Source organism: Streptomyces sp. NPDC048441 (genome assembly GCF_043200235.1).
Classification (GTDB): domain Bacteria; phylum Actinomycetota; class Actinomycetes; order Streptomycetales; family Streptomycetaceae; genus Streptomyces.
In genome coordinates this window covers 275,959-298,369 of the sequence record NZ_JBICXM010000002.1, presented here as the reverse complement: position 1 = coordinate 298,369, position 22,411 = coordinate 275,959, and the positions used below count along the sequence as shown (strand labels likewise).

Annotated in this window: 17 protein-coding genes; 13 read left to right on the top strand and 4 right to left on the bottom strand. The window is 69.4% G+C overall.

Annotated elements, in window-relative coordinates; all coding sequences use genetic code 11:
- Nucleotides 1–4 precede the first annotated feature (4 nt).
- The 4 genes from ACGFSB_RS05620 to ACGFSB_RS05605 are packed head-to-tail and all read right to left on the bottom strand — an operon-like array spanning nucleotide 5 to nucleotide 5,842.
- Nucleotides 5–865, bottom strand: coding sequence for a 2Fe-2S iron-sulfur cluster-binding protein (locus ACGFSB_RS05620; protein WP_393394521.1), 861 nt, complete (start codon nucleotides 863–865; stop codon nucleotides 5–7).
- Nucleotides 862–2,889 carry an NADH-ubiquinone oxidoreductase-F iron-sulfur binding region domain-containing protein gene (locus ACGFSB_RS05615; protein ID WP_393394519.1) on the bottom strand — a complete coding sequence of 676 codons (2,028 nt, stop codon included), beginning with the start codon at nucleotides 2,887–2,889 and terminating at the stop codon, nucleotides 862–864. Before ACGFSB_RS05615 ends, ACGFSB_RS05620 begins: the two co-directional genes overlap by 4 nt.
- Nucleotides 2,890–2,928: 39 nt before the next feature.
- Nucleotides 2,929–4,854: a molybdopterin oxidoreductase family protein gene (locus ACGFSB_RS05610; RefSeq protein WP_393394516.1), complete on the bottom strand. Its 1,926-nt coding sequence runs from the start codon at nucleotides 4,852–4,854 to the stop codon at nucleotides 2,929–2,931.
- A gap of 10 nt (nucleotides 4,855–4,864) precedes the next feature.
- Nucleotides 4,865–5,842: a 2-dehydropantoate 2-reductase gene (locus ACGFSB_RS05605; protein WP_393394514.1), complete on the bottom strand. Its 978-nt coding sequence runs from the start codon at nucleotides 5,840–5,842 to the stop codon at nucleotides 4,865–4,867.
- A 292-nt stretch (nucleotides 5,843–6,134) separates the two neighbouring features.
- On the opposite strand from ACGFSB_RS05605, the gene ACGFSB_RS05600 reads away from it, so the two are divergent.
- The 13 genes from ACGFSB_RS05600 (at nucleotide 6,135) to ACGFSB_RS05540 (ending at nucleotide 22,278) form a co-directional block, all read left to right on the top strand.
- Entirely contained in the window at nucleotides 6,135–7,469 is a 1,335-nt protein-coding gene (locus ACGFSB_RS05600) for an OFA family MFS transporter (RefSeq protein ID WP_393394511.1), read from the top strand.
- Nucleotides 7,438–7,581, top strand: coding sequence for a hypothetical protein (locus tag ACGFSB_RS05595; protein ID WP_393394508.1), 144 nt, complete (start codon nucleotides 7,438–7,440; stop codon nucleotides 7,579–7,581). The genes ACGFSB_RS05600 and ACGFSB_RS05595 overlap by 32 nt, the downstream gene beginning before the upstream one ends.
- Nucleotides 7,582–7,703: 122 nt before the next feature.
- The gene (locus ACGFSB_RS05590) at nucleotides 7,704–8,651 is read left to right on the top strand and encodes a beta-ketoacyl-ACP synthase III (RefSeq protein ID WP_393394505.1); all 948 of its coding nucleotides are present in this window, start codon (nucleotides 7,704–7,706) and stop codon (nucleotides 8,649–8,651) included.
- A 131-nt stretch (nucleotides 8,652–8,782) separates the two neighbouring features.
- A complete protein-coding gene (locus ACGFSB_RS05585) occupies nucleotides 8,783–9,463 on the top strand; it encodes a GntR family transcriptional regulator (RefSeq protein ID WP_393394502.1) in 681 nt (226 codons plus the stop codon).
- Nucleotides 9,464–9,681: 218 nt separating this feature from the next.
- Nucleotides 9,682–10,863 carry an ROK family protein gene (locus ACGFSB_RS05580; protein ID WP_393394499.1) on the top strand — a complete coding sequence of 394 codons (1,182 nt, stop codon included), beginning with the start codon at nucleotides 9,682–9,684 and terminating at the stop codon, nucleotides 10,861–10,863.
- 104 nt (nucleotides 10,864–10,967) lie between these two features.
- Nucleotides 10,968–12,485, top strand: a complete 1,518-nt coding sequence (locus ACGFSB_RS05575) for a sugar ABC transporter ATP-binding protein (protein WP_393394496.1) — start codon at nucleotides 10,968–10,970, stop codon at nucleotides 12,483–12,485.
- Nucleotides 12,482–13,501, top strand: coding sequence for an ABC transporter permease (locus ACGFSB_RS05570; RefSeq protein ID WP_393394493.1), 1,020 nt, complete (start codon nucleotides 12,482–12,484; stop codon nucleotides 13,499–13,501). Before ACGFSB_RS05575 ends, ACGFSB_RS05570 begins: the two co-directional genes overlap by 4 nt.
- Before the next feature lie 18 nt (nucleotides 13,502–13,519).
- The gene (locus ACGFSB_RS05565; RefSeq protein WP_393394491.1) at nucleotides 13,520–14,569 is read left to right on the top strand and encodes a substrate-binding domain-containing protein; all 1,050 of its coding nucleotides are present in this window, start codon (nucleotides 13,520–13,522) and stop codon (nucleotides 14,567–14,569) included.
- 48 nt (nucleotides 14,570–14,617) lie between these two features.
- Complete coding sequence (locus ACGFSB_RS05560) at nucleotides 14,618–15,850, top strand: Gfo/Idh/MocA family protein (RefSeq protein ID WP_393394488.1); 1,233 nt, start codon at nucleotides 14,618–14,620, stop codon at nucleotides 15,848–15,850.
- A 12-nt stretch (nucleotides 15,851–15,862) separates the two neighbouring features.
- Nucleotides 15,863–16,864, top strand: coding sequence for a sugar phosphate isomerase/epimerase family protein (locus ACGFSB_RS05555; protein WP_393394485.1), 1,002 nt, complete (start codon nucleotides 15,863–15,865; stop codon nucleotides 16,862–16,864).
- 288 nt (nucleotides 16,865–17,152) lie between these two features.
- Complete coding sequence (locus ACGFSB_RS05550; protein WP_393394484.1) at nucleotides 17,153–19,642, top strand: PQQ-dependent sugar dehydrogenase; 2,490 nt, start codon at nucleotides 17,153–17,155, stop codon at nucleotides 19,640–19,642.
- Nucleotides 19,643–19,655: 13 nt separating this feature from the next.
- Entirely contained in the window at nucleotides 19,656–21,029 is a 1,374-nt protein-coding gene (locus ACGFSB_RS05545; protein WP_393394481.1) for a ThuA domain-containing protein, read from the top strand.
- Between the two features lie 82 nt (nucleotides 21,030–21,111).
- The gene (locus tag ACGFSB_RS05540; protein ID WP_393394478.1) at nucleotides 21,112–22,278 is read left to right on the top strand and encodes an inositol-3-phosphate synthase; all 1,167 of its coding nucleotides are present in this window, start codon (nucleotides 21,112–21,114) and stop codon (nucleotides 22,276–22,278) included.
- The last annotated feature ends 133 nt before the right edge of the window (nucleotides 22,279–22,411 follow it).

The window sequence follows — 22,411 nt, the reverse complement described above, 5'->3', positions numbered from 1 at the left end:
TCGATCAGTCCCGGTTCTGTACGTGCTGGTAGCCGAAGCGGCCCTTGATGCAGAGGTTGCCGTGGGTCACCGGATTGTCGTGCGGTGAGGTGACCTTCACGATGTCATTGTCCTGCACGTGCAGCGTCAGATTGCAGCCGACTCCGCAGTACGCGCACACGGTGGTCGTCTCGGTCTGCCGCTCCTCGTCCCAGGTCCCCGCGGCCCGCATGTCGAACTCGGACTTGAAGCTGAGCGCGCCGGTCGGGCAGACCTCGATGCAGTTCCCGCAGTACACACACGCGGAGTCGGTCAGCGGCCCGTCGTGCTCGACGGCGATCCGGGCGTCGAAGCCGCGGCCCGTCACGGAGATGGCGAAGGTGTTCTGCCACTGGTCGCCGCAGGCGTCGACGCACTTGTAGCAGAGGATGCACTTGTCGTAGTCGCGGACGTAGAGGTCATTGTCGACCTTGGGCTCTTCATTGAGCCGGGCGGCGTCAGGACCGAACCGGTCGGGCTTGGCGTCGTACTCCTTGAGCCAGCCCGCGACCTTCGGGGTGGTCGACATGTCGACCGAAGAGGCGAGCAGTTCGAGCACCACCTTTCGACTGTGCCGGGTGCGCTCCGTGTCGGTGCGGACCGTCATGCCGGGCTCGGCGCGGCGCGAGCAGGCCGGGGCGAGGGTCCTGGCGCCCTCGACCTCGACGACACACACCCGGCAGGCGTTCTTCGGGGTGAGGGTGTCGCCCTCGCAGAGGGTCGGTACGTCCTTGCCCGCGGCCCGGCAGGCGTCGAGGATGGTCGCCCCTTCGGGCACTCTGGCGTCCTGCCCGTCGAGCGTGAACTCGACGAGACGGCGCGGGATTCCCAGCGGTACGGCGGTCACTTGTACGCCCCCAGGCGGTCGATGGCGGATTCCACGGCGTTCCAGGCGGTCTGGCCGAGCCCGCAGATGGAGGCGTCCCGCATGGTCCGCCCCACCTCGCGCAGGAGGGCGATGTCGCCGGCCGCGTCGGCCCCGGTCCGCTCGACGATGCGGTGCAGCGCCTCCTCCTGACGGACGGTGCCGACCCGGCAGGGCACGCACTGACCGCAGGACTCGTCGCGGAAGAACTCGGCGATGCGGAGCAGGACGCGGGGGAGCGGAACGGTGTCGTCCAGGGCGAGCACGACCCCGGAGCCGAGGGTGGTGCCCGCGTCCCTCGTCCCCTCGAAGGTGAGCGGAATATCGAGCTCATCGGGCCGTACGAAGCCTCCGGCCGCGCCGCCCAGGAGGACCGCGCGGAGGTTGTCCGGCATCCCGGCGATGCTGAGGAGCTCGCCGAGGGTGGCGCCGAAGGGGAGCTCGTAGATGCCGGGGCGTTCGACGCTTCCGGAGACGCAGAAGAGCTTGGGTCCGGTGGACTTGTCGGTCCCGATGGCGGCGTATGCCTCCGCGCCCATCGTCAGGATGGGGAGCACATTGACGAGGGTCTCGACATTGTTCTCGGCGGTGGGTTTGCCGAACAGGCCCTTCTCCACGGGGAAGGGCGGCTTGGAGCGCGGCTCTCCTCTGAACCCCTCGATGGAGTTGAAGAGGGCGGTCTCCTCACCACAGATGTACGCTCCCGCACCGCGCCGTATCTCGATGTCGAAGGCGTACCCCTGGCCGAGGATGTCGTCCCCGAGCAGTCCACGCGCGCGTGCCTGCGTGATGGCGTGCTCGAGCCTTCGCAGCGCGCGCGGGTACTCACCCCGGAGATAGAGGTAGCCGAGGTGGGCGCCGGTCGCGTACCCCGCGATGGTCATCGACTCGATGAGCGAGTACGGGTCGCCCTCCATGATCACCCGGTCCTTGAAGGTGCCGGGCTCGGATTCGTCGGCGTTGCAGACGAGGTAGTGGGGCTGATCGGGCTGCGACGCGGTGGCCTGCCACTTCCGCCCCGTGGGGAAGGCGGCGCCTCCTCGGCCGAGGAGGCCGGAGTCCGTGACTTCGCGGATGACGGCGGCGGGGCCGATGTCGAAGGCGGTGCGGAGGGCTGTGTAGCCGCCGTGCGCGCGGTAGTCGTCCAGGGACGACGGGTCCACGGTGCCGATCCTGCTCAGGAGCAGGAGGTCTTCTTGGCCTTCCTGGCCTGCTTGGGGGACGGCGAGGGCCGCGGGGGGCTCTTCGGGGGCCGCCTCCGGGGCGGTAGCGGCGAGGACGATCGACTCGGGGGTGGCGGGGGCGGTGACGGCGGTGAGGTAGGGGGCTTCTTCTTCCCCGACCCCGCCCCTTCCCGAACTGGGGCTCCGCCCCAGACCCCGCTCCTCAAACGCCGGAGGGGCTGCACTTTCAGCCCGTCCGGCGTTTGAGGACGAACTCGGCGAAGCCGGTGATCGACGGTCACCAGTGGCCAGCGCAGCTGGAATTTCGGGAAGGGGCGGGATCGGGGAAAGAACCGCCGGAGGCCCTGCCCGCACCACCAACGCAGCAGGCGCCCGCTCGCAGAGACCGAGGCAGGGGCTCCGCTCGACGGAGACGCCGGAAGCTGCGCCAAGGCGTGACTCCACGGCCTCGCAGAGCTCCGAGCCACCCCCACACGCCAGATCCGTACACACCCGCACCACCGTCGCGGGACGCGGCCGCACGGAGAGCATGGAGTAGAACGTGGCCACCCCGTACCCCTCAGCGGGCGGGACGGTGAGCCGCCGGCAGAGGTAGTCAAGGCCCCCCTCACTCACCCACCCCACGCGGTCATTGAGCGCGTGCAACCCCGGCAACAGCTCATCACGCCGCTCCCGCGCCGCCCGGCCACCCCGCGCCCACCGCAGGTCCGCGTCGCTGCGGTCGTCGGCACCTTCCCACGTGGACTCGGGCGGCCCGAGCACCGCGTCGACGGCCTCCCGCTCCTCGTCCGTCGGCTTGCTGTCACCGAAGTGCAGATCCATACGCCACCTCACCTCACTTCACTTCACTGGTGAATCACTTCACTGGCGAACTGGCGCGGCCAGCTTGTCGATTCGTATCGCCGACGCCTTGAACTCCGCCGTGCCCGCGATCGGGCAATTGGCCTCGATCGTGAGCTGGTTGGTGTCGACCTCGTCGGGAAAATGCATGGTCATGAAGGCGAGACCGGGCCGGAGGCCGGTATCCACCCAGACGGGCGCCGTCACCGCGCCGCGCCGCGAGGACACCCGGACCTCCTCGCCGACCACGACCCCGTACCGCTCCGCGTCCTCCGGGCACAGCTCGACGTACTCGCCGCGCCGCAGCGGCGAGGCGAAACTTCCGCTCTGCACCCCGGTGTTGTAGGAGTCGAGCCGCCGCCCCGTCGTCAGCCGGATCGGGTACGCGTCGTCCGTGAGGTCGACCGGCGGGTCGTGCGCGACGAGCCCGAAGGGTGCGAGCATCCCGCGCCGCGCCGGATCCGCGTCCCACAACCGGCCATGCAGGTACGTCGGTTCGACCCGGTCCTCCGACGGGCACGGCCACTGAATGCCCTGTAGGGACGCGAGCCGGTCGTACGTCATGCCCCAGTGGTCCGGCGACACGGAACGCAGTTCGTCCCAGACGGCCTGCGCGTCCGCGTACTTCCAGTCGTGGCCGAGCCGTTCGGCGAGGTCGCAGAGGATGTCGATGTCCTCGCGCGCCTCGCCAGGAGGCCGCACGGCCTTGCGCACCCGCTGCACCCGCCGCTCGCTGTTGGTCGTCGTGCCGTCGGTCTCCGCCCAGGCGGCGGTCGCCGGAAGGACGACATCCGCCAACTCGGCCGTCTTCGTAAGGAAGATGTCCTGTACGACGAGGAAATCCAGGGCCCGCATCCGGCGCACGGCCTGCTCGCTGTCCGCCTCGGACTGCGCGGGGTTCTCGCCGATGCAGTAGACGGCCTTGAGCGCGCCCTCCTCCATCGCCTCGAACATCTCCGTCAGATTCAGCCCGTAGCGCGGCTGGATGACCGTGTCCCAGGCCGTCTCGAACTTCAACCGGGAGTCAGGGTCGAGAATGTCCTGGAAGCCGGGCAGGCGGTTCGGGATCGCGCCCATGTCGCCGCCGCCCTGCACGTTGTTCTGCCCGCGCAGGGGTTGCAGGCCCGAGCCGTACCGCCCCACGTGCCCGGTCAGGAGCGAGAGGTTGATCAGCGCGCGCACGTTGTCCGTGCCGTTGTGGTGCTCGGTGATGCCGAGCGTCCAGCACAGCTGCGCCCGCTCGGCCCGCGCGTACGCGTGCGCCAACTCCTTGATGGCTGCGGCCGGTACGCCCGTCACCTTCTCGGCGAGCGAGAGCGTCCACGGCTCGACCAGTTCGGCGTACTCCGCGAAGCCGGACGTGGCCCGCTCGATGAACGCCCGGTTGGCCAGGCCCGCGTGGATGATCTCGCGGCCGATCGCATGCGCCATCGGGATGTCCGTGCCGACGTTCAGGCCGAGCCAGCTCTCCGCCCACTCGGCGGTCTTCGTACGGCGCGGGTCGACCGCGTACATGCGGGCGCCGTTTCTGATCCCCTTGAGGACGTGCTGGAAGAAGATCGGGTGTGCGAAGCGGGCGTTGGAGCCCCACATCACGATCAGGTCGGTGTGTTCGGCCTCTTCATAAGAAGAGGTGCCGCCACCTGACCCGAAGGCGGCGGAGAGACCCGCGACGCTCGGCGCGTGGCAGGTGCGGTTGCAGGAGTCGACGTTGTTCGTGCCCATCACCACGCGGGCGAACTTCTGTGCCACGTAGTTCATTTCGTTGGTGGCGCGGGCGCAGGAGAACATCCCGAACGCGCCGCGGGCCGCCTGCAGTCCTTCCGCCGTGCGGGCCAGCGCTTCGTCCCAGGTGGCCCGGCGGAACGGCTCGTCGCGCGAGTCGCGTACGAGGGGGTGGGTGAGCCGGGTGTACGTCTTGGGCACCCGGTCCCGTTTCTTGCTCATGTCGCGCTCCTCATGCCGCGCTCCTCATGCGGTCGGCCAGCAGATCCGAGATGGCGTGGACGGTACGGAGCGTCGGCACCGGAACCCCGGTGATCTCCGCGAGTTCCACGACGGCCGCGAGCAGCACGTCGAGTTCCAGCGGTTTGCCGCGCTCCAGGTCCTGGAGTGTGGAGGTGCGGTGGTCGCCCACGCGCTCGGCTCCCGCGAGGCGCCGCTCGACGGAGATGTCGGGGCGGCAGCCCAGGGCGGACGCGACGGCGAGCGTCTCGTTCATCATGATCTCGATGACGCGCCGCGTGCCGCCGTGCAGGCACATCTCGCGCATCGTGGCGCGGGAGAGCGCGCTGATCGGGTTGAAGGAGATGTTGCCGAGCAGCTTGATCCAGATGTCGCCGCGCAGTTCGGGCTCGACGGGGCATTTGAGCCCGCCCGCCTGCATCGCCTCGCTGAAGGCGAGACAGCGCTCGGAGCGCGAGCGGTCGGGCTCCCCGATGGAGAACCGGGTGCCTTCCAGGTGCCGGACAACTCCCGGACCCTCCAGTTCTGTTGCGGCGTAGACGACACATCCGATGGCCCGTTCGGGCGCGATCACCGCACTGACCGCGCCTTCGGGGTCCACGCTCGTGACGCGGTGGCCGTCGTGCGGGCCGCCGTGCCGGTGGAAGTACCACCAGGGGATGCCGTTCTGGGCGGCGATCACCGCCGTCTTGTCGTGCAGGAGCGGCTCGATCAGCGGCCCGCACGCCGCGTACGAGTTGGCCTTCAGGCCCAGGAAGACGAAATCGACGGGGCCGATGTCGGCCGGGTCGTCGGTGGCGTGGGCCCGCGCGGTGAAGTCGCCGCGGGGGCTGTGGACACGTACTCCGTGCTGCCTCATGGCCGCCAGATGCGGTCCACGGGCGACGAGATGGACGTCGGCACCGGCGCGGTGCAGCGCGGCTCCGACGTAGGCGCCGATCGCACCGGCGCCAAGGACTGCGACTTTCACGGTGGCGCTCCGTTCGGTTGAGGGATCCGAAGAAGGCTCAGCGTCGACAGGAGAGCTCGGCAGGAGAGCTCGACCGGAGCTGTCGACGACGGCATGTCGACGACGGCATGTCTACGACGGCATGTCTACGACGGCATGTCTACGACGGCATACAGTCATGAACTGTCGATGGAATATTGTCTACAGTATGGAAGTTGGCCCAGCAAGAGTCTGCGCGGCACATTGCATACCGTCGACGAAAACATGCATGTCCCCTTCCCAACTCCTCAGTTGATTCCTACTGTTCGGGATCATGAAGCCTCCCGTCGCACCTCCCGGATGGAGTCGCTGGCTCGTGCCACCGGCGGCCCTGTCCGTGCACCTCTCTATCGGCCAGGCCTACGCCTGGAGCGTCTTCAAGCCCCCGCTGGAGTCAGCACTCCACCTCAGCGGCACGCAGAGCGCGCTGCCCTTCCAGCTCGGTATCGTGATGCTCGGCCTCTCGGCCGCCTTCGGTGGCACCTTCGTCGAGCGCAACGGGCCGCGCTGGGCGATGGCGGTCGCCCTCACCTGCTTCTCGTCCGGCTTCCTGATCGCGGCGCTCGGTGCGGCGATCAGTCAGTACTGGCTGATCGTCTTCGGCTACGGCTTCGTCGGCGGGATCGGCCTCGGCATCGGCTACATCTCGCCCGTATCGACGCTGATCAAGTGGTTCCCGGACCGCCCCGGCATGGCGACCGGCATCGCGATCATGGGCTTCGGCGGCGGTGCGCTCATCGCGTCGCCCTGGTCCGCGCAGATGCTGGACTCCTTCGGTGCCGACTCCGACGGCATCGCGCTCGCCTTCCTGGTGCATGGCCTCACGTACGCCGCCTTCATGACGCTCGGCGTGCTCCTGGTGCGGGTGCCGCGTACGGAGGGGGCCCACGCGCCGGGTGCTCCCGGTGTGCTCGACGGGCCGCAGGTGTCGGCTCGGGCCGCCGTGCGCACGCCCCAGTTCTGGTGCCTGTGGATCGTGCTCTGCATGAACGTGACCGCGGGCATCGGCATCCTGGAGAAGGCGGCGCCGATGATCACCGACTTCTTCTCCGACACCGAGACGCCGGTCTCGGTGTCCGCCGCCGCGGGCTTCGTCGCTCTGCTCTCCGCCGCGAACATGGCGGGACGTATCGGCTGGTCATCGGCGTCCGACCTGATCGGCCGCAAGAACGTCTACCGCGTCTACCTGGGCGTCGGCGCGCTGATGTATCTGCTGATCGCCCAGTTCGGAGACGCGTCGAAACCGCTCTTCGTCGTCTGCGCCCTGGTGATCCTCTCCTTCTACGGGGGTGGCTTCGCGACGATCCCCGCATATCTGAAGGATCTCTTCGGGACGTACCAGGTCGGCGCGATCCACGGCCGGCTCCTCACCGCCTGGTCCACGGCGGGCGTCCTCGGGCCGCTGATCGTCAACTGGGTCGCCGACCGCCAGGAGGACGCGGGGAAGCACGGAGCGGGGCTCTACGGCCTCTCCCTGTCGATCATGATCGGCCTGCTGATCATCGGCTTCGTGGCGAACGAGTTCGTCCGGCCCGTCCATGCCCGCCACCACATCCCAGCCCCGAGGGAGGCCACCCATGACGGCACCGACCAGCACGCCGCCAAGTAGCCCGCCGCGCCGCCGGGCGCTGATCGTCGTCGCCTGGCTCTGGGTGGGCATACCGCTCGGATATGGGGTGTATGAACTCGTACACAAGGCCGCACAGCTCTTCACCGGGTGACGTGATGATGAGAAGTGTCCAAACCCCACGCCCGATTCCTGTTGCTTTACGTGCCCCGTTACTGGTGAGTCGCTGACCAGACTGGACGGTCCCGCATCTCCGGCACCAAGGGGGACCCGTTCATGCACGGCTCACGCATCGCCGCCGTCGGCCACTACCAGCCCGCCAAGATCCTCACCAACGAGGACCTGTCGGGCATGGTCGACACCAGCGACGAGTGGATCCGGTCCCGGGTGGGCATCCGCACCCGCCACATCGCGGGGCCGGAGGAGCCGGTCGACGAGCTCGCCGCGCACGCAGGGGCCAAGGCAGTCGCCGCCGCGGGTCTCGCGCCGGACGCCATCGACCTGGTCCTGGTCGCCACCTCCACGGCGATCGACCGCTCGCCGAACATGGCGGCCCGCGTGGCGGCCCGCCTCGGCATCCCGTCACCGGCGGCCATGGACGTGAACGTGGTGTGCGCGGGCTTCACGCACGCGCTCGCCACCGCCGACCACGCGGTACGGGCGGGCGCCGCGACCCGCGCCCTGGTGATCGGCGCGGACAAGATGTCCGAGGTCGCCGACTGGACGGACCGCACCACCTGCGTCCTGGTCGGGGACGGCGCGGGTGCGGCCGTCGTCGAGGCGTGCGCCCCCGGCGAGGAGCCCGGCATCGGCCCCGTCCTGTGGGGCTCGGTGCCCGAGATGGGCAACGCCGTACGCATCGAGGGCACGCCGCCGCGCTTCGCGCAGGAGGGCCAGAGCGTCTACCGCTGGGCGACGACGCAGCTGCCGCCGCTCGCCCGCAAGGCCTGCGAGCGAGCCGGCCTCACCCCGGAGGACCTCTCGGCGGTCGTCCTGCACCAGGCCAACCTGCGCATCATCGAGCCGCTCGCCGGGCGCATCGGCGCGGTCAACGCGGTCGTCGCGCGCGACGTCGTCAACTCCGGCAACACCTCGGCGGGCAGCATCCCTCTCGCCCTGTCCAAGCTGGTGGAGCGCGGCGAGATCGTCCATGGGGACCCGGTGCTGCTCTTCGGCTTCGGCGGGAACCTCTCGTACGCGGGCCAGGTCATCCGCTGCCCGTAGCGGACGAACCCGCGGACGAACCCGCGGAAGATGGCCGTATCGCATGGTGTGATCGGCCCAACTGCCCCTAGCCCTGGCCATTGTGCTCAGTAGACTGTAGACAAAAGGCAATCGTCGAGGAGGGGGCCACGATGTTGTCCACAGGACTGCCGCAGGGGGCGGTGCCCAAGCTCGAACGCCCTGGTCCGCTCAGGGAACGGGTGTACGAGGCGCTGCTCGAACTCATCACGACGCGCGCCCTTCAGCCGGGCCAGCACCTCGTGGAGAGTGAGCTGGCCGGGCACTTGGGGGTGTCGCGGCAGCCCGTACGGGAGGCGTTGCAGCGGCTCAACACCGAGGGCTGGGTCGATCTGCGACCCGCACAGGGTGCATTCGTGCACGAGCCCACCGAGGAGGAGGCGGACCAGCTGCTCACGGTCCGTACGCTCCTGGAGGCGGAGGCCGCCCGGCTCGCGGCGGCCAACACGGGCACCGCCGGGATCACCGCCCTGGAAGAGCTGTGCACCAAGGGGGAGCAGGCCGTCGCGGACGGCGATGTGGACCTGGTGGTGACCACCAACGCGGCCTTCCACGCCAAGGTCATGGAGCTCGCGGGCAATGTCGTCCTCGCCGAACTCGCCGGCCAGGTGGACCGCCGTGTGCGGTGGTACTACACGCCGGTGGCCCGTCAGCGCGGCAAGAAGTCCTGGATCGAGCACCGCGAACTGATCGCGGCGATCGCGGAGCGCGACGAGCGCCGGGCGACGGACATCATGCGCGCCCACACGGAACACACGCGCCAGACGTACCACCAGCGCGAGCGCGACTGCTGAGGCGTCAGCGCCGCCGGTCCGCCGGGCTCACCCCGCCGCGCACGGCCGTCCGCGCCTTTGTCCTGTGACTGGAGAAAGTCATGGGTAATTCCTGCGTAACTTCTTCCCACTCCCGGCAGGCGCTGCTACGTTCCCCTCGAAAGGTCGACGCGACGGACGGAAGTCCGGCGCGACGAACATGAGTTGCCCGATGAGGCGGGGAGGGGCGCGTGAGACGTATGACGGCTCGACCCGCCAATGCGCACCAGGCGCGACTGCTGCGACTGCTGCGTGACGGAGGGCCCAACTCCCGTGCCCAGCTGGGCGATCAGGTCGACCTCTCGCGGTCGAAGCTGGCCGTCGAGGTGGACCGGCTCCTGGAGACCGGACTCGTGGTCGCCGACGGACTCGCCGCCTCGCGCGGCGGCCGTCGCTCCCACAACATCCGCCTGGCCCCCGGCCTCCGCTTCCTCGGCGTGGACATCGGCGCGACCTCGGTCGACGTAGCGGTGACCAATGCCGAGCTTGAGGTGCTCGGCCATATCAACCAGCCCATGGACGTGCGCGAAGGCCCCGTCGCCGTCTTCGAGCAAGTCCTCGCCATGGCAGCCAAGTTGAAGGCCTCCGGGCTCGCGGAAGGGTTCGACGGCGCCGGAATCGGCGTCCCGGGTCCCGTCCGCTTCCCCGAGGGCGTCCCGGTCGCTCCGCCGATCATGCCGGGGTGGGACGGTTTCCCCGTACGGGAGGCCATCAGCCAGGATCTCGGCTGTCCCGTCATGGTCGACAACGACGTGAACCTGATGGCGATGGGGGAGCAGCACGCGGGCGTCGCACGCTCGGTGGGCGACTTCCTCTGCGTCAAGATCGGCACGGGCATCGGCTGCGGAATCGTCGTCGGCAGTGAGGTCTACCGAGGGGTGACCGGCAGCGCGGGCGACATCGGCCACATCCAGGTCGAACCGGACGGGCGGCCCTGCGCCTGCGGCAACAAGGGCTGCCTGGAGGCGTACTTCAGCGGCGCGGCACTCGCCCGTGACGCCGAGGACGCAGCAGGTCAAGGGCGTTCCCAGGAACTCGCGACGCGCCTGGAAGCGGCCGGGAAACTCAGCGCGATCGATGTCGCGGCGGCAGCGGCCGCCGGTGACGCCACCGCACTCGACCTCATCCGCGCGGGCGGCAACCGCACCGGCCAGGTCATCGCGGGCCTCGTCAGCTTCTTCAATCCGGGCCTCGTGGTGATCGGCGGCGGTGTGACCGGCCTCGGCCATACGCTGCTCGCCGCCATCCGCACCCAGGTCTACCGCCAGTCGCTGCCCCTGGCGACCGGCAATCTCCCCATCGTCCTCGGCGAGTTGGGGCCGACCGCCGGAGTCATCGGCGGCGCCCGGCTCATCAGCGACCACTTGTTCTCACCGGCCTGACCGGCGCGTACGTACGACCCGTACGACGCACCTCACCTCACCCAGCACAGCGCCCTGCTTCGCCCTGCCCTGCATCCGGCCGCACCCGCCTAGGGGAAACCGTCATGGCACCAGAACCACCGCTGCTCACCATGTCCGGCATCACCAAGTCGTTCCCCGGCGTCCGCGCCCTCGACGGCGTCGACCTCCAGGTCCAGGCCGGCGAAGTGCACTGCCTCCTCGGCCAGAACGGCGCCGGGAAGTCCACGCTCATCAAGGTCCTCGCCGGGGCCCATCAGCCCGACGACGGCGAGATCACCTGGCGCGGCGAGCGCACCGCGCTCAAGTCGCCCATCGCCGCCATGCGCCTCGGCATCGCCACCATCTACCAGGAGCTCGACCTGGTGGAGGGCCTTTCCGTCGCCGAGAACGTGCACCTGGGGCATGAGCCGACCGCCGCCGGATTCGTCGTGCGCGGCGGGGCGGCGAAGGCATCAACCGCCGCCTTGCTCAAGCGACTCGGCCACTCAGAGATCGACCCGGGGCGACTCGTCGGTGAGCTCTCCGCGGCGCATCAGCAGATCGTGTCGATGGCTCGCGCGCTCTCCCACGAAGTGCGACTCATCGTCATGGACGAGCCGTCCGCCGCCCTCGACCCGGACGAGGTCGACAACCTCTTCCGCATCGTCGGCGATCTCACGGCGGACGGCGTCGCCGTCGTCTACATCTCCCACCGTCTGGAAGAGATCCGCCGCATCGGCGACCGCGTCACCGTCCTCAAGGACGGCCGTGCGGTGGCGGTCGGGCTCCCCGCGAAGGAGACCCCGACCCGCGAGGTCGTCGCCCTGATGACGGGCCGCAACGTCGAGTACGTCTTCCCGGACCGGCCGGCCGACCCACCCGCCGCGCAACCGGTGTTGAAGGTGAGCGGCCTCGCCCGAGAAGGCGAGTTCGAACCCCTCGACCTCGAACTGCGCCCCGGCGAGATCGTCGGCCTGGCCGGGCTCGTCGGATCCGGCCGCTCCGAGATCCTGGAGACCATCTACGGCGCGCGCAAACCGAGCGCCGGTCAAGTCACCGTCGACGGACAGGCCTTGCGGCCCGGTAGCGTGCGCGCCGCCGTCCGCGCGGGACTCGGCCTCGCCCCCGAGGAGCGCAAGGCGCAGGCCCTGCTGATGCTGGAGTCCGTCACCAACAATGTGTCGGTCTCCACCATGTCCCGCTTCTCGCACGGCGGTTGGCTCGACCGTGGCGCTGAGAAGAGGGCCGCGCAGGCCGCCACCCGCGAGCTGTCCCTGCGCCCCGACAACCCCTCCGCGCCCGTGCGCACCCTCTCCGGCGGCAACCAGCAGAAGGCCGTTCTCGCCCGCTGGCTGCTCCGCGGCTGCCGCGTCCTGCTGCTCGACGAGCCCACCCGCGGAGTGGACGTCGGCGCCCGCGCCGAGCTGTACGCGGTGATCCGACGCCTCGCCGACGAAGGCCTCGCCGTCCTGCTCGTCTCCAGCGAGGTCCCCGAAGTCCTCGGCCTCGCCGACCGCGTCCTGGTCCTGCGCGAAGGCCGCGTCGTCCATACGGCGCCGGCCCGCGACCTCGACGAACACCGCGTACTCGACCTCGTACTCGAAGGGAGCCCGGCGTCATGACGCAGCCCGCATCGCCGCCAAGGCCCGCCGCATCGAAGAGTCAATCGGCGGACGGTGCAAGCCCGTTGCGGACAGTCGTCGCGCGCGCAGACGTGCGGACGCTGTCCCTGCTCGGCGTGCTCGCCGTGCTGATCCTGATCGGCGGCATCACCCAGCCCGACTCGTTCCTGGACACCGACAACGTCCAGCTGGTCCTGACCCAGGCGTCCGTCATCGGCGTCGTCACAGTGGGCATGACCTTCGTGATCATCTCCGGCGGCATCGACCTGTCGGTCGGCGCGATCGTCGCTCTCGCCTCGGTGTGGGCGACGACGGTCGCCACGCAGGAGTACGGCTTCGCGGGCATCCTCTTCACCGCGGTGATCGTCGGCATGGCCTGCGGTCTCGTCAACGGAATGCTCATCGCGTACGGCGGGATGGTGCCGTTCATCGCGACGCTCGCCATGCTGGCCGCGGGCCGTGGACTCGCCCTGCAGATCACCGACGGCAAGACCCAGATGGTCACCGTGGACGGGGTGTTGAAGCTCGGCGAGCGCGACTCCTACATCCTCGGCATCCCGCCGCTCGTCCTCGTCTTCGCCGCCGTCACCGTCGTCGGCTGGCTGCTCCTGAACCGCACCACCTTCGGGCGGCGCTCGGTCGCGGTCGGCGGCAACGCGGAAGCGGCCCGCCTCGCCGGCATCGACGTACGCAGGCAGCGCCTCTATCTCTACCTGCTCTCCGGACTCTGCTGCGGCATCGCGGCCTTCCTGCTGATCATCCTCTCCGGGTCGGGCCAGAACACCAACGGCAATCTGTATGAACTCGACGCCATCGCCGCGGCGATCATCGGCGGCACCCTGCTCAGCGGCGGCCGCGGCACCATCACCGGTTCCGTGCTCGGCGTGCTGATCTTCACGACGATCCAGAACATCTTCGCGCTCAACAACCTGGAGACCGCCGTCCAGCAGATCGCCAAGGGCGCGATCATCGTCGCCGCGGTGCTCGTCCAACGACGTACGTCCTCAACTCCCTGACTCGAAGGGTTCACCGCCATGCCAGAGATATCTGCCTTCGCGAGCCGCAGAGGCTTGCTCTTCGGAGCCGCCGCCCTGTCCACCGGTGCGCTCGTCACGGGGTGCACCAGCAACGAGGCCAAGGATGAGGGCTCGGACGACAAGGACCAGCCGGTCGCCGACGACAAGCCCGGCAAGAAGGTCACCATCGGTTTCGCGGGCCCGCAGGCCGACCACGGCTGGCTCAACGCGATCAACGACAACGCCAAGGAGCGGGCGAAGAAGTACTCGGACGTGACGCTGGAGTCCACCGAGGGCTCGAACGACACCGCCGCCCAGATCGGCCAGGTCGAGACGCTGATCAACAAGAAGGTCGACGTCCTGGTGATCCTGCCGGCCGACGGCAAGGCGCTCACCCAGGTCGGCCTGAAGGCCATGAAGGCGGGCATCCCCGTCGTCAACCTCGACCGGGTCTTCGCATCCCCGCAGGCCTACCGCTGCTGGATAGGCGGCGACAACTACGGCATGGGCCTCAGCGCGGGCCACTACATCGGCGAGAAGCTCAAGGGCAAGAAGAGCGCCAAGGTCGTCGAACTCGCGGGTCTCGACAACCTGGAGCTCACCAAGCAGCGTTCCAAGGGCTTCGACGACGCCCTGAAGAACTACTCGAACATCGAGAAGGTCGCCCGGCAGGCCGCCGAGTTCACCGTCGAGTCGGGGCAGCAGAAGATGTCCCAGCTCCTCCAGGCCCAGAAGAACTTCGACGCGCTGTGGAACCACGACGACGACCAGGGCGTGGGCGCCCTGCGCGCCATCAAGCAGGCGGGCCGCGACGACTTCCTGATGGTCGGCGGCGCGGGCGCGCTCTCCGCGTTCCAGGCCATCGAGTCCGACGACAGCGTGCTCAAGGCCACCGTCCTGTACCCGCCCACGATGGCCGCGTCCGCGATCGACCTGGCGCGTGCACTCGGTCAGGGCAAGGGCGTCAGCGGTATGGCCGAATTCGAGATCCCGGCCTTCATCACGCTCTACTCGGCCGTGGTCGACAAGGAAAACCTCAGCAAGTACATGTCCACCGGCTTCAAGTGATGCGCGCTTCCGCACCCCCCACCGAGCATTTACGAGGAGGAGTCCCGCATGCGTGAGACGGAACACGAGGCTGAGACGGGTAAGCGGCCACTGGGGGTGGGCATGGTCGGATACTCCTTCATGGGTGCCGCCCACTCCCAGGGCTGGCGCACCGTCGGACGCGTCTTCGATCTGCCACTGCGGCCGGTCCTGTCGGCGGTCTGCGGACGCGACGGCGTCGCCGTGCGCGCCGCGGCGGACCGGCTCGGGTGGGCGGCCGCGGAGACCGACTGGCGCGCACTCGTGGCCCGTGACGACGTCGACCTCATCGACATCTGCACTCCCGGCGACAGTCATGCCGAGATCGCGATCGCTGCGCTCGACGCGGGCAAGCACGTGCTGTGCGAGAAGCCGCTCGCCAACACGGTCGAGGAGGCCGAGGAGATGGCCGAGGCCGCCGAACGGGCCCGTGCCCGGGGTCAGATGGCCATGGTCGGCTTCAACTACCGCCGCGTTCCCGCCCTCGCGCTCGCCCGGCAGATGGTCGCGGAGGGCCGGCTCGGCGCGCTGCGGCACGTCCGGCTCATGTACCTCCAGGACTGGTTGGTCGACCCCGGCTTCCCGCTGACGTGGCGGCTGCGCAAGGACCGCGCGGGATCGGGCGCGCTCGGCGATCTGGGGGCGCACATCGTGGACCTCGCGCAGTTCCTGGTGGGGGAGCCGGTGGCGGGCGTATCGGCGCTGACCGAGACGTTCGTACGGGAGCGCCCGCTGCTCGACGGGGCGTCCAGCGGGCTCACGGGGGAGGGGGGCGCCGCATCCGGGCAGGTCACGGTGGACGACGCGGCGGTCTTCACCGCTCGCTTCCCTTCGGGCGCCCTCGCGTCTTTCGAGGCGACGCGGTTCGCCGCGGGCCGCAAGAACGCCCTGCGGCTCGAACTCAACGGCTCCAACGGCTCGTTGGCCTTCGACCTGGAGAGCCTGAACGAGCTCTCCTTCCACGACCACACCGAGCCCGCCACCTCCTCCGGCTTCCGCCGCATCCTGGTGACCGAGCCCGGCCATCCCTACCTGGAGGCATGGTGGCCGCCGGGCCACGGCCTCGGCTACGAGCACACCTTCGTGCATCAGGCGCGTGACCTGCTGCACGCCATCGCCACGGACGCGCAGCCCGAACCGTCCTTCGCCGCGGGCCTTTCGGTGCAGCGGGTACTCGCCGCGGTGGAGGAGAGCGCGGCGAAGAACTCGGTCTACACGCCCATAGCTTCGACGCCCATAGCTTCCACCCCCGTCACGGTCTGAGGAGGCCCGTTCATGCCCCGCGACTTCACACTCTTCACCGGCCAGTGGGCTGACCTTCCACTGGAGGAGGTCTGCCGCCTCGCCCGCGACTTCGGCTACGACGGACTCGAACTCGCCTGCTGGGGCGACCACTTCGAGGTCGACAAGGCGCTGAACGACCGTTCGTACCTGGACTCGCGCCGCCAACTCCTCGACAAGTACGGCCTGAAGTGCCTGGCCATCTCCAACCACCTGGTGGGGCAGGCCGTCTGTGACGCGATCATCGACGAGCGGCACCAGGCGATCCTGCCCGCCCGCATCTGGGGCGACGGTGAGGCGGAGGGCGTACGGCAGCGGGCCGCCCGCGAGATCGAGGACACGGCACGAGCGGCAGCCGCCTTCGGTGTCGACACCGTCATCGGCTTCACCGGCTCGTCGATCTGGCACCTGGTGGCGATGTTCCCGCCGGTGCCGGAGGCGATGATCGAGCGTGGCTACGACGACTTCGCCGAGCGCTGGAACCCGATCCTCGACGTCTTCGACGTACAGGGCGTCCGCTTCGCCCACGAGGTGCATCCCTCGGAGATCGCGTACGACTACTGGACAACGCACCGTGCCCTGGAGGCGGTTGGCCACCGCGCGGCCTTCGGCCTGAACTTCGACCCCTCGCACTTCGTGTGGCAGGACCTGGACCCGGTCGGCTTCCTCTACGACTTCCGGGACCGCATCTACCACGTCGACTGCAAGGAGGCGAGGCGCCGCCTGGACGGCCGCAACGGCCGCCTCGGCTCCCACCTCCCGTGGGGCGACCCGCGCCGCGGCTGGGACTTCGTGTCGGCGGGCCACGGGGACGTCCCCTGGGAGGACGTGTTCCGGATGCTGCGCTCGATCGCGTACGAGGGCCCGATCTCGGTGGAGTGGGAGGACGCGGGGATGGACCGGCTCCAGGGGGCGCCGGAGGCGCTTCGGCGGCTCAAGGCCTTTGACTTCGATCCTCCGTCGGCGTCTTTCGATGCGGCGTTCGGCGGAAATTAGTCCTCGACTAGTCCTCGATCAGTCCTCGATGCCTTCGGGGTCCAGGGGCCCGGCCCCTGGTTACGGAAAGGGGCAGGGTGGGGCAACTTGCCCTGCCCGCGCCCACTTTGTCCCGCGTAAGGTAAAAGCCGAACTCTGATGCGGTACAAGGGCTTTCGGCCACAGACAAACGTGGCTACCGTCCTTGATGTGTACAGGACATGAACCTTCCGGGGTGGCGGCGCACCCCGGCGCCCAGCGCCCCCGCACCACACCCGCGTACGACCGTCCCCCTTCCGGAGGAACCCCGTGCACAGGAAACGCCTGAGACTCCGCAAGACCCTCGCGCTCTTCACCGGCACCCTGCTGGCCGGCGCCACCCTCACCCTCGCCGCCCCCACCGCGAACGCCGCCGACCCCGAGGCGGTCCGTGCCGCCCAGGAGCAGGCCGACAAGGCCGCGGCGGCCCCGGTGGCCGAAGACTTCCAGCAGGTGACCCTCGCCAAGGGCGAACCCGAGACGGGCGAGCCCATGACGCTCACCGTCCTGCCCGACCGCTCGGTCCTGCACACCTCCCGCGACGGCACACTCCGCCTCACGGACGCGGCGGGCAACACCAAGATCGCGGGCAAGATACCGGTCTACTCGCACGACGAAGAGGGCCTCCAAGGCGTCGGCCTCGACCCGAAGTTCAGCGAGAACCGCGCGATCTACCTCTACTACGCGCCGCCGCTCGACACCCCGGCGGGCGACGCCCCGGAGAACGGCACCGCCGACGACTTCAAGAAGTTCGACGGCGTCAACCGCCTCTCCCGCTTCGTCCTGAAGGCCGACGGCACCCTCGACAACGCCAGCGAGAAGAAGGTCCTCGACGTCCCCGCGAGCCGCGGCATCTGCTGCCACGTCGGCGGCGACATCGACTTCGACAAGGACGGCAACCTCTACCTCTCGACCGGCGACGACTCCAACCCCTTCGCATCGGACGGCTTCACGCCCATCGACGAGCGCGCGAGCCGCAACCCCGCCTTCGACGCCCGGCGCAGCGCGGGCAACACCAACGACCTGCGCGGCAAGATCCTGCGCGTCAAGGTCGCCGACGACGGCACCTACACGGTCCCGGACGGCAACCTCTTCGCCAAGGGCACCGAGAAGACCCGCCCCGAGATCTACGCGATGGGCTTCCGCAACCCCTTCCGGATGAGCGTCGACAAGCCGACGGGCATCGTCTACGTCGGTGACTACGGCCCCGACGCGGGCGCCGCCGACCCCAAGCGTGGCCCCGCCGGACAGGTCGAGTTCGCCCGCGTGACCAAGCCGGGCAACTTCGGCTGGCCGTTCTGCACCGGCAAGAACGACGCGTACGTCGACTACGACTTCGAGACAAAGACCTCCGGCGCCTCCTTCGACTGCGCCGCGCCGAAGAACGACTCCCCGCACAACACAGGACTGACCGACCTGCCGCCCGCGCAAGAGGCCTGGATCCCGTACGACAACGGCTCCGTCCCCGAGTTCGGCACCGGCTCCGAGTCCCCGATGGGCGGCCCCGTCTACCGCTACGACGCGGCGAACACCTCCCCGGTGAAGTTCCCGGAGGCGTACGACGGCGACTTCTTCGCGGGTGAGTTCGGGCGGCGCTGGATCAAGCGCATCGAACAGGGCGCGGACGGCGCGGTTTCGAAGATCAACCCGTTCCCGTGGACGGGAACGCAGATAATGGACATGGAGTTCGGCCCTGATGGCGCCCTCTACGTCCTCGACTACGGCACGGCCTGGTTCGGCGGCGACGAGAACTCCGGTCTCTTCCGCATCGAGAACGCCACGGACGGCCACTCCCCGGTCGTCGAAGCGAGCTCCTCCGTGACCAGCGGCCAGGCCCCGCTCAAGACCAACCTCACCGCGAAGGCCACGGACGCCGACGGCGGCACCCTCACCTACGCCTGGGACTTCGGCGACGGCGGCAAGTCGACTCAGCAGAACCCCTCGTACACGTACAAGAAGAACGGCGTCTACACGGCGACCGTGACCGTCAAGGACTCCACCGGGCGCACCGGCTCGGCCAGCGCGCACATCACCGTCGGCAACACCGCGCCCAAGGTGACCCTGGAACTCCCCGGTGACGGGCAGCTGTTCACCTTCGGCGACAAGGTGCCCTTCAAGGTGAAGGTGACCGACCGTGAGGACGGTCCGATCGACTGCACGAAGGTCAAGGTCACCCACATCCTCGGCCACGACAGCCACGGCCACCCGGTGACATCGGCCAACGGCTGCGAGGGCACCATCCAGACGTCCGCGGACGGCGAGCACGACCCGAACGCGAACATCTTCGGGGTCTTCGACGCCGAGTACACCGACAAGGGTGCGAACGGCCAGCCCGCGCTGACCACCCACGACCAGAACGTCGTCCAGCCCAAGCACCGCCAGGGCGAGCACTACGACGGCTCCAAGGGCGTCTCCGTGGCGAACCACACCCCGGCGCACGGCGGGAAGACGGTCGGCGACATCAACAACGGCGACTGGATCTCCTTCAAGCCCTACATCCTCGGCAACGCCACGAAGCTGACCGCGCGCGTCGCGTCGGCCGGCGCGGGCGGCACGCTCGAGGTCCGCAGCGGATCGGCCACCGGCCAGCTCCTGGGCAAGGCCAAGGTCGCACCGACCGGCGGCTGGGAGACGTACGCCGACGTGAGCGCCACCCTCTCCAAGGCACCCACGAAGACGACGACGCTCTTCCTGGTCTTCAAGGGCACGGGCACAGGCGCCCTGTACGACGTCGACGACTTCACCTTCACCACGAGCTGAGAAGGGGGCCATCATGCGCGCATCCGCACGGATCACCATCGCGACCGCCACGGCCGCCCTGCTCATCGGCTGTGTATCGGGCCCCGCGGCCTCCAAACCGGACGGCAGGGCCGACGGCGAGAAGGTCCTTGTCTTCTCCAAGACCGCGGGCTTCCGGCACGACTCCATTCCTGACGGCATCGCCGCCATCAAGGAGCTCGGCGCGGCGAACGGGTTCGCCGTCGACGCGACCGAGGACGCCGGAGCGTTCACGGCCAAGAATCTCGCGCAGTACGACGCCGTGGTCTGGCTCTCGACGACGGGCGATGTCCTCAACGCCTCGCAACAGACCGCCTTCGAGGGCTACATCAAGAAGGGCGGCGGGTACGTGGGCGTGCACGCCGCCGCCGACACCGAGTACGACTGGCCCTTCTACGGAGGCCTCGCGGGCGCCTACTTCCAGTCGCACCCCGCGATCCAGCCCGCGAAGGTCGATGTCGAGGACCATGGCCACCCGTCCACGGCGCATCTGCCGGGGGTCTGGGACCGGACCGACGAGTGGTACAACTACCGCTCCAATCCCCGGGACCGCGCCCACGTCCTCGCCTCGCTCGACGAGTCGTCGTACACCGGCGGCTCGATGTCGGGCGACCATCCCATCGCCTGGTGCCAGGCCTCCGTCGAAGGAACAGCCGGCCGTTCCTTCTACACGGGCAGCGGTCACACCAAGGAGTCGTTCGCCGATCCCGCGTACCGGACGCATCTGCTCGGCGGGATCCGCTGGGCGACGGGTGCGGTGCAGGCCGACTGCCGTCCGGAGAAGGGCTACACGCCGATCTTCGACGGCACGGCGAAGTCCCTGGAGGCCTGGAAGCAGGCGGGCCCCGGCTCCTTCGCCCTGAACGAGGGCGATGGCACCCTGAAGACCGTCGGCGGCATGGGCATGCTCTGGTACGACGGGGCGAAGGAGCTCGGCTCCTACTCCCTCAAGCTGGACTGGCGCATGGACGGCGACGACAACTCCGGGATCTTCGTGGGCTTCCCGCCCTCCGACGACCCCTGGTCGGCCGTGAACAACGGCTATGAGATCCAGATCGACGCCACCGACGTCCCGGAGAAGACCACGGGCTCCGTCTACGGCTTCAAGTCCGCCGACCTGAAGAAGCGCGACAAGGCGCTGAACCCGCCGGGGGAGTGGAACACCTACGAGCTCCGGGTCGAGGGCGAACGCCTTCGGATCTATCTCAACGGAGTGAAGATCAACGACTTCACCAACACGGATGCGGCAAGGAGCCTGAAGGACGGTCACATCGGCATCCAGAACCACGGTGCCGACGACCAGGTCTCGTTCCGTGACATCCGGGTGAAGGACCTGCCGGCCCGCACCGCCGCCGGCGTGGGCCGCTAGACGACGGCGGGCGAAGGACGCCGGACCTCCGCCCGCCGTCTTTCTTCCCCGCGCGTTCGCGCGCGTACGACAGGAGGCAGCCGTGTCCAATTCCTCTTCTTCCCCATCGTCCCCATCGTCTTCTTCCTCCGGCGGTCTTACCGGGGTGTGGCTGATCGGGGCGCGAGGTTCGGTCGCCACCACGGCTGTCGCGGGGTGCGCGGCCGTGGCGGCCGGTCTGCACGCACCGACCGGCATGGTGACGGAGACCCCGCCGTTCGCGGACTGTGGTCTGCCAACGTTGTCGTCGCTCGTCTTCGGCGGCCACGACACGGTGGAGTGCCCCTTGCCCAAACGGGCCGAGCAACTGGCCGCGGGGGGAGTGCTCCCGCACGGCGTCCCCTCGGCCGTGAGCGCGGAACTGGCCGCCGCGGACGCGGAGATCCGCATGGGGGGACCGCGCTCCGGGGACTCCGACGACAGGTCGGACGAGGAACTGATCGCATCGTTCGCCGCCGACCTCCGCGATTTCGTACGTCGCCGGGGGCTCGCCCGCGCGGTGGTGGTGAACGTGGCTTCGACGGAACCGCTGCCCGTCGAGGGCGAGGGCAGGCTGCCCGCCAGCTCCCTCTACGCGGCGGCGGCGCTGCGGGCGGGCTGCCCGTACGTGAACTTCACCCCGTCGACGGGGCTGCACCATCCGGCACTCGCTTCCTTGGCCGCGTCGTCGGGGCTCCCTCACGCGGGCAGGGACGGCAAGACGGGCCAGACCCTCCTCCGCTCCGTCCTCGGCCCGATGTTCGCCCAGCGCGCGCTCGCCGTCCGGGCCTGGTCCGGCACGAACCTCCTGGGCGGCGGCGATGGCGCGGCCCTCGCGGACCCGGCCGCGGCGGCAGCCAAGAACGCGGGCAAGGAACGGGTCCTTGCCGACACGCTGGGCTCCGCCCCGGAGGGCGAGGTCCACATCGACGACGTCCCGTCGCTCGGCGACTGGAAGACCGCCTGGGACCACATCGCGTTCGACGGCTTCCTCGGCGCGCGGATGGTCCTGCAAACGACCTGGCAGGGCTGCGACTCGGCCCTGGCGGCGCCCTTGATCCTGGACCTGGCCCGCTTGCTGGCCCGCGCCCACGAAAGGGGCCTCTCCGGCCCCTTGAGCGAACTGGGCTTCTACTTCAAGTCCCCGGACGAGGGCTCGTCATCGGCCCTGGCCGAACAGTACGAGGCACTGACGGCCTTCGCGTCGCGACTTCGGGGGGCTTCTGCATGAGCGCCGGGGGTGAGGGACCGGGAGGGCTGGGGGTGGGTGACGGGTTTGAGGGTTCGGAGGGGCTGGGGGTGGGCGGTGGCGGTGAGGGTTCGGGGGGTGTGCGGGCGGGGGTCAGCGGTGAGGGATCGGGGAG

Bases quoted from the DNA above. Each gene is read 5' to 3' on its own strand.
- ACGFSB_RS05615 (WP_393394519.1), bottom strand. From the start codon at position 2,889: ATGGATCTGCACTTCGGTGACAGCAAGCCGACGGACGAGGAGCGGGAG.
- ACGFSB_RS05610 (WP_393394516.1), bottom strand. From the start codon at position 4,854: ATGAGCAAGAAACGGGACCGGGTGCCCAAGACGTACACCCGGCTCACC.
- ACGFSB_RS05600 (WP_393394511.1), top strand. From the start codon at position 6,135: ATGAAGCCTCCCGTCGCACCTCCCGGATGGAGTCGCTGGCTCGTGCCA.
- ACGFSB_RS05595 (WP_393394508.1), top strand. From the start codon at position 7,438: ATGACGGCACCGACCAGCACGCCGCCAAGTAGCCCGCCGCGCCGCCGG.
- ACGFSB_RS05590 (WP_393394505.1), top strand. From the start codon at position 7,704: ATGCACGGCTCACGCATCGCCGCCGTCGGCCACTACCAGCCCGCCAAG.
- ACGFSB_RS05585 (WP_393394502.1), top strand. From the start codon at position 8,783: ATGTTGTCCACAGGACTGCCGCAGGGGGCGGTGCCCAAGCTCGAACGC.
- ACGFSB_RS05580 (WP_393394499.1), top strand. From the start codon at position 9,682: ATGACGGCTCGACCCGCCAATGCGCACCAGGCGCGACTGCTGCGACTG.
- ACGFSB_RS05575 (WP_393394496.1), top strand. From the start codon at position 10,968: ATGGCACCAGAACCACCGCTGCTCACCATGTCCGGCATCACCAAGTCG.
- ACGFSB_RS05570 (WP_393394493.1), top strand. From the start codon at position 12,482: ATGACGCAGCCCGCATCGCCGCCAAGGCCCGCCGCATCGAAGAGTCAA.
- ACGFSB_RS05565 (WP_393394491.1), top strand. From the start codon at position 13,520: ATGCCAGAGATATCTGCCTTCGCGAGCCGCAGAGGCTTGCTCTTCGGA.
- ACGFSB_RS05560 (WP_393394488.1), top strand. From the start codon at position 14,618: ATGCGTGAGACGGAACACGAGGCTGAGACGGGTAAGCGGCCACTGGGG.
- ACGFSB_RS05555 (WP_393394485.1), top strand. From the start codon at position 15,863: ATGCCCCGCGACTTCACACTCTTCACCGGCCAGTGGGCTGACCTTCCA.
- ACGFSB_RS05545 (WP_393394481.1), top strand. From the start codon at position 19,656: ATGCGCGCATCCGCACGGATCACCATCGCGACCGCCACGGCCGCCCTG.